The sequence below is a fragment of the Kordia sp. genome (assembly GCF_022447245.1).
GTDB lineage: Bacteria > Bacteroidota > Bacteroidia > Flavobacteriales > Flavobacteriaceae > Kordia.
In genome coordinates, this window is record NZ_JAKVBC010000002.1 from 104,101 (window position 1) to 118,144 (window position 14,044).

The 14,044-nt window shown below is 34.1% G+C and carries 14 protein-coding genes and 1 tRNA gene; 8 read left to right on the plus strand and 7 right to left on the minus strand.

Annotated elements, in window-relative coordinates:
* Positions 1-7 precede the first annotated feature (7 nt).
* The 3 genes from MK119_RS01835 to lspA all read left to right on the plus strand — a co-directional run bounded on the left by MK119_RS01835 (position 8) and on the right by lspA (position 2,439).
* Positions 8-943 carry a dihydrofolate reductase gene (locus MK119_RS01835; RefSeq protein WP_290670146.1) on the plus strand — a complete coding sequence of 312 codons (936 nt, stop codon included), beginning with the start codon at positions 8-10 and terminating at the stop codon, positions 941-943.
* Positions 944-1,037: 94 nt separating this feature from the next.
* Positions 1,038-1,934 (plus strand): ACP S-malonyltransferase, encoded by an 897-nt coding sequence (gene fabD / locus MK119_RS01840; RefSeq protein WP_290670149.1) that lies wholly within the window; start codon positions 1,038-1,040, stop codon positions 1,932-1,934.
* A 4-nt stretch (positions 1,935-1,938) separates the two neighbouring features.
* On the plus strand, positions 1,939-2,439 hold the full coding sequence (gene lspA, locus MK119_RS01845) for a signal peptidase II (protein ID WP_290670152.1): 501 nt from the start codon (positions 1,939-1,941) through the stop codon (positions 2,437-2,439).
* A gap of 41 nt (positions 2,440-2,480) precedes the next feature.
* Here the strand turns inward: lspA and MK119_RS01850 are convergent, their stop codons facing one another.
* Positions 2,481-2,927, minus strand: coding sequence for a hypothetical protein (locus tag MK119_RS01850; RefSeq protein WP_290670154.1), 447 nt, complete (start codon positions 2,925-2,927; stop codon positions 2,481-2,483).
* 220 nt (positions 2,928-3,147) lie between these two features.
* Here MK119_RS01850 and MK119_RS01855 point away from each other — a divergent pair, with 220 nt between their 5' ends.
* Positions 3,148-3,348: a hypothetical protein gene (locus tag MK119_RS01855; protein WP_290670159.1), complete on the plus strand. Its 201-nt coding sequence runs from the start codon at positions 3,148-3,150 to the stop codon at positions 3,346-3,348.
* A 353-nt stretch (positions 3,349-3,701) separates the two neighbouring features.
* Here MK119_RS01855 and galE read toward each other — a convergent pair whose 3' ends face one another.
* Together galE and MK119_RS01865 are read right to left on the minus strand one after the other, a co-directional pair.
* On the minus strand, positions 3,702-4,718 hold the full coding sequence (gene galE, locus MK119_RS01860) for a UDP-glucose 4-epimerase GalE (protein WP_290670162.1): 1,017 nt from the start codon (positions 4,716-4,718) through the stop codon (positions 3,702-3,704).
* 114 nt (positions 4,719-4,832) lie between these two features.
* Positions 4,833-5,990, minus strand: coding sequence for a DegT/DnrJ/EryC1/StrS family aminotransferase (locus tag MK119_RS01865; RefSeq protein ID WP_290670166.1), 1,158 nt, complete (start codon positions 5,988-5,990; stop codon positions 4,833-4,835).
* Positions 5,991-6,088: 98 nt separating this feature from the next.
* Between MK119_RS01865 and MK119_RS01870 the strand changes: the two genes are divergently transcribed.
* Both MK119_RS01870 and MK119_RS01875 read left to right on the plus strand, forming a co-directional pair.
* Positions 6,089-7,336, plus strand: coding sequence for a glycosyltransferase N-terminal domain-containing protein (locus MK119_RS01870; protein ID WP_290670169.1), 1,248 nt, complete (start codon positions 6,089-6,091; stop codon positions 7,334-7,336).
* 129 nt (positions 7,337-7,465) lie between these two features.
* A complete protein-coding gene (locus MK119_RS01875) occupies positions 7,466-7,900 on the plus strand; it encodes a hypothetical protein (RefSeq protein WP_290670172.1) in 435 nt (144 codons plus the stop codon).
* 97 nt (positions 7,901-7,997) lie between these two features.
* On the opposite strand, the gene MK119_RS01880 is transcribed toward MK119_RS01875, so the two are convergent.
* The 3 genes from MK119_RS01880 to MK119_RS01890 form a co-directional block, all read right to left on the minus strand.
* A complete protein-coding gene (locus MK119_RS01880) occupies positions 7,998-8,234 on the minus strand; it encodes a class I lanthipeptide (protein ID WP_290670175.1) in 237 nt (78 codons plus the stop codon).
* Between the two features lie 163 nt (positions 8,235-8,397).
* Positions 8,398-9,891: a tail fiber domain-containing protein gene (locus MK119_RS01885; protein WP_290670178.1), complete on the minus strand. Its 1,494-nt coding sequence runs from the start codon at positions 9,889-9,891 to the stop codon at positions 8,398-8,400.
* Between the two features lie 205 nt (positions 9,892-10,096).
* Positions 10,097-10,178 (minus strand) — tRNA-Leu (locus tag MK119_RS01890).
* 109 nt (positions 10,179-10,287) lie between these two features.
* Here MK119_RS01890 and MK119_RS01895 point away from each other — a divergent pair.
* Positions 10,288-11,676, plus strand: a complete 1,389-nt coding sequence (locus tag MK119_RS01895) for a dipeptidase (protein ID WP_290670181.1) — start codon at positions 10,288-10,290, stop codon at positions 11,674-11,676.
* 67 nt (positions 11,677-11,743) lie between these two features.
* On the opposite strand, the gene MK119_RS01900 is transcribed toward MK119_RS01895, so the two are convergent.
* Positions 11,744-13,279 carry a family 16 glycosylhydrolase gene (locus MK119_RS01900; RefSeq protein WP_290670184.1) on the minus strand — a complete coding sequence of 512 codons (1,536 nt, stop codon included), beginning with the start codon at positions 13,277-13,279 and terminating at the stop codon, positions 11,744-11,746.
* A 307-nt stretch (positions 13,280-13,586) separates the two neighbouring features.
* Between MK119_RS01900 and MK119_RS01905 the strand changes: the two genes are divergently transcribed.
* Complete coding sequence (locus tag MK119_RS01905; protein ID WP_290670187.1) at positions 13,587-13,952, plus strand: BlaI/MecI/CopY family transcriptional regulator; 366 nt, start codon at positions 13,587-13,589, stop codon at positions 13,950-13,952.
* Positions 13,953-14,044: the final 92 nt, after the last annotated feature.

Below are 14,044 nucleotides of genomic sequence, written 5' to 3' on the forward strand. Positions count from 1 at the left end.
GTAATACATGTTCGGTAATAAAAAACAACAACCTACCACACAAATAGATCAAGAGCAATTAGCCCTTATAGAAACTGCCCAAAAGCGTATCAGACAAAAAAAACGTCTGTATTACCATTTTGTGGTGTTCGTAATTGGCTCCGCATTGCTTGTACTTATGAATGTTGTTTTAGGTTTAGGTGAAGATGTAATACTATTTGGAACTAATTGGTTTGTTTGGGCCGTATTTTTATGGCTATTTGCCTTCCTCTTTCACGCCTTTGACGTGTATATCACGAATAAGTTTATGAACAAAGAATGGGAAGCCAAGCAATTGGAGACTTTGGTTGCAAAACAAGAAGAGCGTATTGCAGAATTAAAACAAAAATTTATAGATCAAGAAACAAAGGTTGCTGAAGTACAAGCCAAAGCCGAATTAGCCAATGAGCCTGTTTCTGAAGTAATTGACCGTAGTAGTTTAACAATTATTGTGGCTGCTGCAGAAAATAATGTGATTGGAAAAGACAATCAATTGATTTGGCATTTGAGTGACGATTTGAAACGTTTTAAAAAACTTACTTCAGGACACCATATTATCATGGGGCGCAAAACTTTTGAAAGTTTCCCTAAGCCACTTCCTAATAGAACACATATTGTAATTACTCGACAAAAGAATTACAAAGCACCTAGAGGCGTTATTGTCGTTCATACCATGAAAGAAGCGGTAAGTGTTGCTACTATCGCTGACGCACATCCGTATGTGATTGGTGGTGGAGAAATCTATAAGCAAGCCATTCCGTTTGCAACAAAAATTGAGTTGACTCGTGTTCATCATGAATTTGAAGGTGATACATATTTTCCAGAAATTGATATGAAAGATTGGAAAGAGGTTTCAAACAAATTCAACAAGCAAGACGAAAAACACGACTACGAGTTCTCTTTTATTACCTATGAAAGAGTTTAAACGCTCATTCTCCGAAAATTCTTTACTTTTGCCAAACAATTAGAAATAAACACTTCTTCTTAAATACATAAGAAGGTTTTTAAAGACTTAGATAATGAAAGCATACATATTTCCAGGGCAAGGTGCTCAATTTACAGGAATGGGATTAGACCTTTATGAGAACTCTGATGTGGCGCAACATCTTTTTGAAGATGCTAATCGCATTTTAGGATTTCACATTACCGATATAATGTTTGAAGGTTCTGTGGAAGATTTAAAGCAAACGAAAGTAACGCAACCTGCTATCTTTTTACATTCTGTCATTTTAAGTAAAGTTCTTGGAGACAAATTTCAACCAGAAATGGTTGCAGGACATTCATTAGGAGAACTATCTGCCCTAGTTGCTAACGGAGTATTAACGTTTGAAGATGGCTTGAAATTAGTTTCACAACGTGCTTTAGCTATGCAAAAAGCTTGTGAAATTCAACCAAGTACTATGGCAGCCGTTTTAGGTTTAGACAATGAAGTTGTTGAAAAAGTATGCGAAGAAACTGCAGGAATTGTGGTTGCTGCTAACTATAATTGCCTAGGACAAATTGTAATTTCGGGAGAAGTTGACGCAATCAATACAGCTTGTGAAACACTAAAAGAAGCTGGCGCAAGACGTGCATTGGTATTGCCTGTTGGTGGTGCTTTCCACTCTCCATTGATGGAACCTGCTCGCGAAGAATTGGCGGCAGCTATTGAAAATACAACCTTCAATACTCCAATTTGTCCAATATATCAAAATGTAACTACGACAGCAGTAACAGACGCTAACGAAATTAAAAAGAATTTAATTTCTCAACTTACAGCACCTGTAAAATGGACACAATCTGTACAACAAATGATTGCCGATGGCGCTACTCACTTTACAGAAGTTGGTCCAGGAAAAGTATTGCAAGGATTGTTACGTAAAATTGATCGTTCTGTAACTACAGAAAGTGCGCTTTTGGAAACGGCCAAACAATAAGGATATGTCTAGGTCACTGCGAATGCTTTTTATTTTTGGATTGATTCTACTAAATGTGGGCTGCGATCAGTTTTCAAAATCTGTAGCAAGAGCACATATTGATGCAACCGAACGCATTTCAGTGATTGGAGAATACGTAGTCCTTATGAAAACTGAAAATAAAGGTGCTTTTTTAGGTTTTCTATCTTCTATGGAAAGTCCTATTTTAAAAAGTATCTTTTTAATCATTCTTCCGATTTCCGTATTAATTTTTATTCTGCGAATGATTATTGTCAATACAGATTTAGATCGCTTTATGATCGTTGGTTTGTGTTGTATTATAGGCGGCGGAATTGGAAACCTGTACGATCGTATTTTATATAGTTCAGTAACCGATTTTATGCATATTGATTTGGGAGGAATCTTTAAAACTGGTATTTTCAATATGGCAGATGTCTCTGTTATGCTCGGCACAGGATTATTGATTATCTCCTTTATTAAACGAAAAGAAATATCTTTATCATAAATTATAAAAACCTAGTGAGTGCTAGGTTTTTTTGTTATACATCAGTTCGTGATGTATAAACCATCCACATTACTTGCAATTGCGAGTTCATAGGAGGATTCCGTACAAACTTCAGCCTTTTCAAAATGGTCAGAAGCTTGTATATGTAAATAGCTCGCATTAAAATAAGTTTTGCCATTAACAATCATCTTACCGGTTCTTTTCGTAATTTGTTTCACCTTGAATGTATATTTATTTCCAACTTCTAAAGTAGTCGTAATATAATCTGCTGGCGGAATGATATCTGATACAATTTTGAGATATTTTTGATTTCCTTCAATGAAAATAAAGTGAAAATGCTCTGTACTATCTATTCTCACAACTTCCGCTTCTACAGTAAAATAACCATCTAATATGGCAAACTTATCTTCTAAGGAAATGGTTGCTTTTTGTGTTTTACAGGAGCTTAAAAATAGGAATGTGCACATTAACACAAATACTGTTCTCATGGTTTATTGCTTTTATGTGATAGCAATAAACTTGATTTTCACACAGTAGAAAAGTACTAATGAGTAAACCACGTCAATGAATTAGGTTACAGAAATACCAAAAAACATGTCAAAACACTCACATTGAACATGTTGCAATTTTAACTACGGTATTCCCATACTAAAATACAAGCTGATTTTTACAACTTAAAAGTATTCTTAACCAAAAAACTTCTGAGACATGAAAAAAAGAGATGTAAAATCATTAAAACTGCACAGGAGTTCCGTTTCAAATTTGAATACAGAAACTGTAAAAGGTGAAGTAAATTCCTTTATCAAATGTCCAACATTACAGAATCCGTCATGTACGTCATTTATTGATGCTTGTCCATCTGCTTGGGTATGCCCAACAGATATTCCTGAACTCTGTGTATTTACATAAACAATTTTATAAACCAAAAAAACCTGAAATCATGAAAAAAAATAATGTAAAATCATTGAAGCTGCATAAGAGCTAAATTTCAAATTTAAGCAATACTACAAGAAGAGGAATTGAAGTTCCTATTCGTATTACAAAAATTAATCAGTGTGGCTCACAAATTGATGCCTGTCCATCCGCACTTGCTTGTCCATTTCAAGCAAACTACCAAATAACATTTGAAGTCAATTGTCAAACATTAAACAACATGTGTCCGTCATTGAATTATCCTTGTCAATCATTGCCCGGATGTGCATAATTAATAATTAAAAAAGCGGGATTTTATTCCCGCTTTTTTAACTTGTTCTATATGCTTATTATCGTATTTTTTGCTCCCATTTCCAAGCAGAAAGCATTGCTTCATCCAATGTTGATGTTGCCTTCCAACCTAAAATTGTATTTGCTTTAGTCGTATCAGCATAGGCAGAAATTACATCACCTTCTCGCTTTCCTACAATTTTATAGTTGAGCTGTTGCTTACTTACACGTTCAAAACTCTCGATGACTTCTAATACCGAACTTCCTTTTCCCGTTCCAATATTAAAGACTTCAAACGAAGTTTTATACGCATTATCAACTAGTCTTTTTAAAGCTGTTACATGCGCTTTCGCAAGATCCACTACATGAATATAATCGCGAATGCAGGTACCATCTTCCGTTGGATAATCATTGCCAAAAACAGACAATTCGTTTCGAAGTCCAATCGCAGTTTGAGTTATAAAAGGCACTAAATTTTGTGGAACACCATCTGGCAATTCACCTATTTCAGTACTTGGATGCGCTCCTATCGGATTAAAATAACGCAAAGAAATCACTTGCAGACCTTTTGCAATTTTAGCCGTATCTTTCAATATTTCCTCTCCAATTTGTTTAGTGTTTCCATACGGAGAAAACGCTTGCTGAATAGGCGCATTTTCAGAAATCGGCATCATTTCTGCTTGACCGTAAACCGTACATGAAGAACTGAAAATAAAGGAAATATCTTTTTTATGTTGAATTTGTTGTAAGACGGTGATTAATGTTGACAAATTATTTTCATAGTACAACAACGGATTCGTCACACTTTCTCCTACAGCTTTGCTTGCTGCAAAGTGAATAATTCCACTTATATCATCATATTTTTGAAAGAATGTAATCGTAGCTTGTTTATCACGTAAATCTAATTCTTCAAATACTGGCATTATTCCAGTAATTCGCTCAATGCCTTGTAAAACATCTTTAGAAGAATTGGAAAGGTTGTCAATAATCACAACTTCGAATCCTGCCAATTGCAACTCTACCACAGTGTGTGAGCCAATATAGCCTAATCCTCCAGTTACTAGTATTTTTTTCAAATTTGAGTTTTGGTTTATGGTCGCTTTGGTTTTTGTTTATTTGTTTTGGCTCTTGGCTCTTGGCTCTTGGCTCTTAAACGATACTCTCTTTCATTATTTTAAACAAATACTCATCTATCCATTCACAAAATCTAATACCGTTTTTGTAATAAACGCTATTTGTTCATCATCTAATTCTGTGTGCATTGGTAATGAGATTACTTCCTTTACTAATTGATTCGTCACAGGAAAATCTGCTTCATTGTAACGTTCGTCTTTGTAAGCTTTTTGAGCGTGCAATGGAATTGGATAATAAACTCCGCAAGGAATTCCGTTCTCGTTCAAATGTTTTACCAGTGCATCTCTATCTACATCAATGACGCGTAGTGTATATTGATGATACACATGGCAATTGCAATCGCCTTCTGCGGGATTACCACATAATTTCGTAGTCTTTGGAGTGATAATTTTGTCATTCCCTTTGAAAGCTTCTGTATATTTATGTGCTGCCATTTGACGTGCAGCATTGTATGCATCTAAATTTGGCAGTTTTGCTCGTAATACTGCTGCTTGAATAGAATCTAATCGAGAATTTACACCAACTACATCATGATGGTAACGTTTGTACATACCGTGATTTACAATTCCTCTGATCGTATGTGCCAAATCATCATCATTGGTAAAGATTGCTCCACCATCTCCATAACAACCTAAATTTTTGGAAGGAAAGAAAGAAGTTGAAGCTACATGACCAATTCCTCCAGCTTTTTTCACACTTCCGTCAGCAAATGTATAACTAGCTCCGATGGCTTGCGCATTATCTTCAATAACATATAAATCATGCTCTTTGGCTATTTCTAAAATAGCATCCATATTGGCACATTGTCCAAATAAATGCACAGGAACGATGGCTTTTGTTTTTGGTGTAATGGCTTTACGAACTGCTTCTGGATCAATATTGAATGAATCTTTTTCAACATCAACCAACACTGGAGTTAATTGCAATAAGGCGATTACCTCAACAGTTGCTGCAAATGTAAAATCTGCTGTAATTACTTCATCACCTGGTTTCAACCCAAGTCCCATCATTGCTATTTGCAAAGCGTCTGTACCATTGGCACAAGGAATTACATGTTTTACATCTAAATATTCTTCCAATTCTTTTTGAAATGCGTGTACTTCGGGTCCGTTTATGAATGCTGAAGAAGCAATAACATCTAATACGGATTGATCAACTCGGTCTTTAATTTGTGCGTATTGACCTTTAAGATCGACCATTTGGATTTTCTTCATTCGTATCTTTCTTTTGTTCTAACAATATTACAAAATTGTACAACGATACCCAATGAATTTAAGGGAAAGAATGTATTTTAGCAGCAAACTCATTGCTTTTGTATTTTATCTACAACATATTGGTCCATGTTGCAAGTTTCTTCCTTAGAATTATTGCAAAATTTAATACCAAACTTGGACTTTTTGTACATGGCAGAAAAACTGTTTTTCAAACTTTAGCAGCTCAAATTTCTGCAACAGATAAAGTTATTTGGTTTCACACTGCTTCTTTAGGTGAGTACGAACAAGGTTTGCCTGTGCTGGAAGCGTTGAAGACAAAATATCCAAAGCATAAATTTGTATTGACGTTCTTTTCTCCTTCAGGATATGAGGTAAAAAAAAATAGCGATGTTGCTGATGTCATTACCTATTTACCCTTAGACACCAAAACAAATGCTCGTAAATTTATCAAGCTTGTTCATCCCGAACTTGTTGTGTTTGTAAAATATGAGTTTTGGCCAAATTATCTTGCTGAACTAAAAAAGCAACATATTCATACCATTTCTATTTCTACTATCTTTAGAAAATCACAAGTCTTTTTTAAGTTTTATGGTGGATGGATGCGAAAATCACTGCATGCATTTCAACATATTTTTGTACAGGATAAAACTTCTCAACAGCTTTTAAACAGTATTCATTATACTGATGTAACTATAAGTGGTGATACACGTTTTGACAGAGTTTTAGAAATTTTGGAACGTGATAATTCACTTTCTTTTATCAAAGAATTTAAAGATAATAAAACCACTATAGTTATAGGTAGTAGTTGGGCAGAGGACGAAGCTATTTTTGTCTCTTTTATCAATGTGTCTACTGAAAATTGCAAGTATATCATTGCTCCACACAACATCAAACAACCAGAAATTCAAAAACTCAAAAGTAGCATCACAAAACCAAGCATTTTATTTTCCGAAAAGGAAAAATATACTGACTTGAGTCAATTTGATGTTTTTATTGTAGATACTATTGGAATCTTAACCAAAGTGTATAGTTACGCCGATATTGCCTACGTTGGCGGCGGCATGGGCAGCACAGGTCTACATAATACTTTAGAACCTGCTGTTTTTGGAATTCCTGTCGTTATTGGAAAAAATTATACTGGATTTAAAGAAGCGGAAGATTTAGTACAACTTGGCGGTGTACTTTCGATAAATTCTAAAGCTACTTTTCAACAAATTGTGCATCAATTACTTACTGATGCTGCTTACAAAACTTCTGTTGGTAATATCAACCACAAATATGTACATTCCAATGGCAATGCAAGCGAAAAAATTCTATCTTATCTTTCAAAGATTATAGCTCAATAGATACTTTGAGCATTCATTACCAAAAGGCTATTTCTAAAAAAATGTTAAAAATATGTTAACTGATTCTTTGTGAATGAGTAAAAGAAATCTTAACATTGTTGTATAATTAACAATAAATAGAAAAAAGAGATGAAAAAATTAGTTTTAAGAGCTTCATTAGTAGTAGCTTTAATGATCGGAATGACTTCTTGTGAAGAAGTAAAAAAAGAAGGTGACAAAGCCAAAGAAACTGGAAAAGAAATCGTAAAAGATGTAAAAGAAACTACGAAAGAAATAGCTAATGATGTAAAAGAAACTGCTACAGACATGGCTAATGATGTAAAAGATGGTACTGAAAACGCTGTTGAAAATGCAAAAGAAGGTGCTGAAGAAATGGTAAACGATCTAAAAGAAGGCGCTGAAAAAGCTGTGAACGACGTAAAAGATGCTGCTAAAAATAAAGTAGAAGATGCTAAAGACGCTGCTAAAAGCAAAATGGATGAAGCAAAAGATGCTGCCAATAAAAAAATGGATGATACTAAAAAAGCAGCAACAGACAAGATTAACAAAGTATCAGGAAACTAAGAAATTTAATTTTTTAGTAAGAAATTGAAAAGCTTCTCTAATTAGAGAAGCTTTTGTTTTTACAATAACTATTTTGCGTGTTATTTATTTTTAACTCTTAGCAAATTGGATAAGTATTTGTATCAACTTCATTTGTATTTACACAACCTTGCTGCCACGTACGATCGCAATTAAAAACAGTTCTTAAGCATAAATTATTCCCATTTTGATCTACAATAGTACGAATACAAATTTTAATAGAATTCTGAGTACCTCCAACAATTCCTTGACTAGCATGCAAGTTAGAAATTGATTTTTTGTTTAATGATAAATTTTTTAAACTCTTTTTTTTCATGATAAAGTGTTTTTTTATTAAGATTTGAAAGTAAGAAATAAAACCTTTCAAATAAAGACTTTTAACATAAATGACTTTACTAAAATACATTTATTAAACAAAGAAAAAGGAATCAACACATAAAGCATTGATCCCTTTTACATGTGAGTAATATAAAGGTTGTTTACTTCACAATCATCTTTTTAGTAACCATAATTTCTCCATCAGAAACTAAGCTATAGATAAACATTCCTTTACCTATTTCATTAGAGCTAATCACTACTTGCCCTTTTTGACTTGATAAGTTATAATCCCTCACAAATTTTCCAGACATATCAAAAACAGAAATTACGGCTCTTTTATTATCCGGAATTGTATAATTGATAGTTGTTTGGCTTGTAAAAGGGTTTGGTCTATTTTGATCCATAGAGAAACCTATTTCTTTATCTTCTTGGCTTCCGATACTATTCTTGCTATTCGCAACTGCTCTTTTAAGGTCTTCTAGTTCACCTTCTAAAGCGGTCATTTTAGCATTCATTTCATTAACACCAGAAGTTAGGACTGAAATTAAACCAACATAGTTTACTGCTTTATATTCAAATGTTCCGACTTCTTCATTTTCCTTACCAAAAATAGGTTTTATTACAGTCGTTACTAATTCAGGAAATACTTCCTCTATATTTTGCGCAATGAATCCGTGTTGCAATTCTGTCGGTAAATTGAGCTCATCTATTTGTTTAAATTTATATTTTACGGCATCTAATTGTGCTAACTTTTCTAATAGATTTTCTTCTGATTCAATGTTTTCTTTTAACTTTTTATCTGAAGCAGAAAACGAACCTGTTACCACTACATTTCCATTGAAATATCCAGCATATCTATTTGCTGTGGTTGGAGAACTACCATAAATAGCAGCTCCAAAACCTGTTGGATTACTAACCGAACTATTGATAAATCCTTGCACACCATAAGTACTTCCATTAGAACTTCCTGTCACAGACGCTCTAACTCCTGAACTTTGAAATGCATCACTCAAACGAACTGTTATACCAGAATCAGAATATGCGCCTCCACTACTTTCAACTTGCACTCCAGTTTTCACATAACATGAAGCTGAATTTGTTGATTTAATTCCAGTAACAAAACCACTTGAACCTGTAGTGTTTTGAGAAGTAAAGCCTGTGCGCGTGGAATTAAAACTACTGTAATCAACACCAACAACTGCATCTGCAGCAGTTAATGGAATTCCAAAAAAAGTTTTTCCATCATTTGTCATCGTGGCTACCAATCTAGAAGTGGTAGACGTAAAACTATTGGCTACTCTAAACTCTAAATCAGTGCTCGAAGCAAAAGAATCTCCTATCCATTGGATTCTAGGGTTAATATCATTTGTATCTTGATATCCCATAGTTAGCGCTCTGTTTTTTAATTGAAAGCGCAAACCATATACATTTTGACTTCCTGTATTTAATCTTCCTATAGAAAACCACTGACTCGCATTAAAATCAAAAGCTGTTCCAGCATCTAATTGAGTTACCAAACCAGGACCAAACCTAAATGTTTCTCCTGATAAAGGACTTGGGGTTGAAATTGTAGTTGCAATACTACCTGAGGATTCATTCTGTGCAAAGCCTATTCCAATAAGAAATAAAGCCAATACTAATGTAATTTTTTTCATGATTAATTGTTTTGAATTTACTTTGTTTAAAGATATTGTCAAAACATTAAACAAAATTACGGAATAACCGTAATTTTAAAACACTAAAAAGCAGCTAACTATAAAATATTTTGCTTTTATAGTTATCAAATTTTCACAAATCAAATGTTAAAAAAACCATAAAATAAAAAAGCCGAAGTCATTTAACTTCAGCTTTTGTTTGTTGTGCGGGTGAAAGGACTCGAACCTTCACGCTGTTAGGCACTAGATCCTAAGTCTAGCGTGTCTACCAATTTCACCACACCCGCAAATGTGGCTGCAAATATAAAGAAGATTTTTAATAATCAAAGGAAGTCAAACGTATTTTTTTCCTTCTTTTTTAGTACATTTGAGTATAAAGAAAATTCAATATACTTCATGAATACTATAAAAACGTATGTTGAAACGCATAAAAACCGTTTCATAGACGAACTCATCGAACTTTTAAAAATTCCCTCAATAAGTGCAGATCCTGCTTATACTCAAGATGTTATTGACACTGCAACAGCGATTAAAGCTAGTTTAATAAAAGCAGGTTGTGATCATGTTGAAATTTGCGAAACACCTGGATATCCTATTGTATTTGGGCACAAACATATTTCTGACGATTTGCCAACGGTACTTGTCTATGGACATTACGATGTACAGCCGCCAGATCCATTAGAACTTTGGGAAAGTGGTCCGTTTGAACCTATCATTAAAAAAACAGACATTCACCCTGAAGGCGCTATTTTTGCTCGCGGTTCTTGTGATGATAAAGGACAAATGTACATGCATGTAAAAGCATTGGAACTCATGAACGAAACTGACCAATTGCCATGTAATGTCAAGTTTATGATTGAAGGTGAAGAAGAAGTTGGTTCAGAAAGTTTGGCTTGGTTTGTAGAACGCAACCAGGAAAAACTAGCCAATGATGTCATTTTAATCTCTGACACAGGAATGATTAGCAACACACAACCTTCTATCACAACAGGTTTACGTGGTTTGAGTTATGTAGAAGTAGAAGTTACAGGACCTAATCGTGATTTACATTCAGGATTGTACGGAGGTGCTGTCGCAAATCCGATCAATATTTTATCAAAGATGATTGCTTCGTTACATGATGAAAACAATTACATTACCATTCCTGGATTTTATGATAAAGTAGAAGAATTATCTAATGAGGAACGTGCTGAAATGGCAAAAGCGCCTTTTTCTTTAGAAGAATATAAAAATGCTCTAGATATCGATGCTGTTTATGGAGAAGCTGGTTACACAACCAATGAACGCAACTCGATTCGTCCAACTTTAGATGTAAACGGAATTTGGGGAGGTTATACAGGCGAAGGTGCTAAAACAGTTATTGCCAGTAAAGCCTATGCTAAAATTTCAATGCGTTTGGTTCCTAATCAAGAATGGAGAGAAATCACTGAGTTATTCAAAACACATTTTGAAAATATTGCACCAGCAGGTGTAAAAGTCAAGGTTACTCCACACCATGGTGGGCAAGGATACGTAACTCCTATAGATAATATTGGCTACCAAGCAGCAAGCAAAGCATATCAAGATACGTTTGGTGTTACACCAATTCCACAACGTTCTGGAGGAAGTATTCCGATTGTATCTTTATTTGAAAAAGAATTAAAAAGCAAAACCATTTTAATGGGATTCGGATTGAATAGTGATGCTATCCATTCGCCAAACGAACATTTTGGAATCTTCAATTATTTAAAAGGAATTGAAACCATTCCTCTATTTTATAAATACTTTACAGAACTATCTAAATAATAAAAACTCCGCTTTTTAAAGCGGAGTTTTTGTTTGATATGCAATATGTTCTATCAGGACAGAGTTGTTACTTTATAACTAACTTTTTTACTGCTGAACTTCCTTCTGCATACACTTTTAAAATATATAATCCTGTTGGCAAACTTGAAACATCAATTTTACTATTAAGAAGCTCCTGCATTAGCATTAAGTTTCCAATAGTATTGTACACTTCAATAGTATCAATAGTTACTTGTGAATCAATAAAAACAGTACCTGATGTTGGATTAGGATAGATTCTAAAACTATTGGCATTAAATTCGTCTGTACTTAAAACATTTTGATAGACTCTTACATAATCAATTACCATTGGACTTTGGGTAAAATTAGGATCAATAGTACCCGCAAAACCTCCCATAGCAACATTAAAAATAAGATATTGTTCTAAGTCAAACGGCCATGTACTTGGATTTTTCACAGCTGGATTATAGGTGTAATAACCTACGCCATCAATCATAAACGTAATTTGATTTGGCGACCAATTCATAGAATATACATGAAAGTTATTCGCAACATCAGGTAATACTTGCGAATCTGTATTTACTGTATTTCCAGAACTTGAAGGTGTATGAATCGCGCTTGAAACATGATTGGTAGCACCTAAACCATGTTCCATAATATCTATTTCCCCACAGGCAGGCCATGTCGTGGTTCCAAAACCTTGTGTTTGCCAATATGCTCCTACTTCGTTCACATTTTTTCCTAAAGTCCAAATTGCTGGCCAAGTTCCATCTCCACTCGGCAATTTTGCTCGTACATCTACTCTACCATATGCGAAGGCAAACTTTGAATTTAAACGTGCAGAAGTATAATTTAACGTAACACCATCTTGTGTATAGTTTTCACTTTTGGCTACAATATTTAAAAATCCATTTTCAACATACGAATTGTCCAATCGGTCCGTATAATGTTGCTGTTCTCCATTAAACCATTGTCCGCCATTTGGACCCAAAATTTGATGGTGCCACTTTGTTGCATCTACAGCTGTCGGCGTAGTACTGTCAAACTCATCTGACCAAACTAAATCATTATAAATTACATCTAAGGCATTTGGATCTGTTGGCACATTTCCATCATTGATATCATCTATACGAAAAGCACCAGGTATCGTACTGCCATCATCTATTCTTATCAAGAGTCTATTGTATTGTCCCATACCGTTCACTGTAGCAAAATCAAATGTTAAATCTGTCCATACATTTTCAGAAGTTGTCGTTTGACTTACTTCCACATCAGGGTTTGTTCCATTTTCTAACTTTACAACTATCGTGTGAGAAAGCGGATCAAATGAATAGAATCTCAGTGTAATTTCGTCTTCAACATCTAAATCAATAGATCTTGCGAGGTCTATATAATTTCCTTGAATTGAAGGAGAACTGTCACGAAAAAATTGTCCTGTGTCATTGTTTCCGTCAATAGGATCTGGAACAATTGCAAATGTGCTACCTCCAAAACCAGTAAATGTATGCAAGCTTTGCGAAAAATCAAGTGGTGTCTCTTGTGCAAGTATAATTTGTGATGTGAATAGGAATAAGATAAAAATGTTAAAGTAATTTCTTTTCATAGTGATGAATTTTGCCAAATGTACATTTTTAAACCTCCAAAGACCATTTTTTCACCTATACAAAAACTATACAACTACCTAAAAAATAGACTTTATCATGGCTTTTTAACTACTGTTGAGTTCTAATTACCCAAATCACAACTTAAAACATTTAACCTCTACACTTGTAGAATTAAAATTTATATTCTACATTTGTAGAGTAATATTACAGTGATTGGTATATCCTAGACTGTTTTTATTTTGATGTCGACCGAGATAATTGCATACTATTTTATACTCAATCAAAGAATACTTAAAATTTTGACGTGTGAAACTATCAAAAACAGAAGAACAATTGATGCAGCACTTATGGAAGCTTGAAAAAGCCTTCATGAAAGATCTTTTGGAACAATATGATGAACCAAAACCGGCTACTACGACTATTGCAACATTATTGAAACGCATGACCGATAAAGGTTATGTAGCGTATGTAACGTTTGGAAAGTCTAGAGAATACTATCCACTTATTAAAAAAGTAGATTACTTCTCAAAGCATGTAAATGGTCTCATCAAAAATTTTTTTAACGATAGCGCCTCTCAGTTTGCATCTTTCTTTACGAAGGAAACAAATTTAACCAAAGAAGAGCTCGAAGATTTAAGAAAGCTCATCGATAATGAAATTAAAAAGAAGTAAACATTGTTTGTGTACATTCTAAAATCTAGTGCCATTTTAGCTATGTTATTAGCGTTTTACAAGCTTTTTCTTGTAAAAGAGAACGCACATGT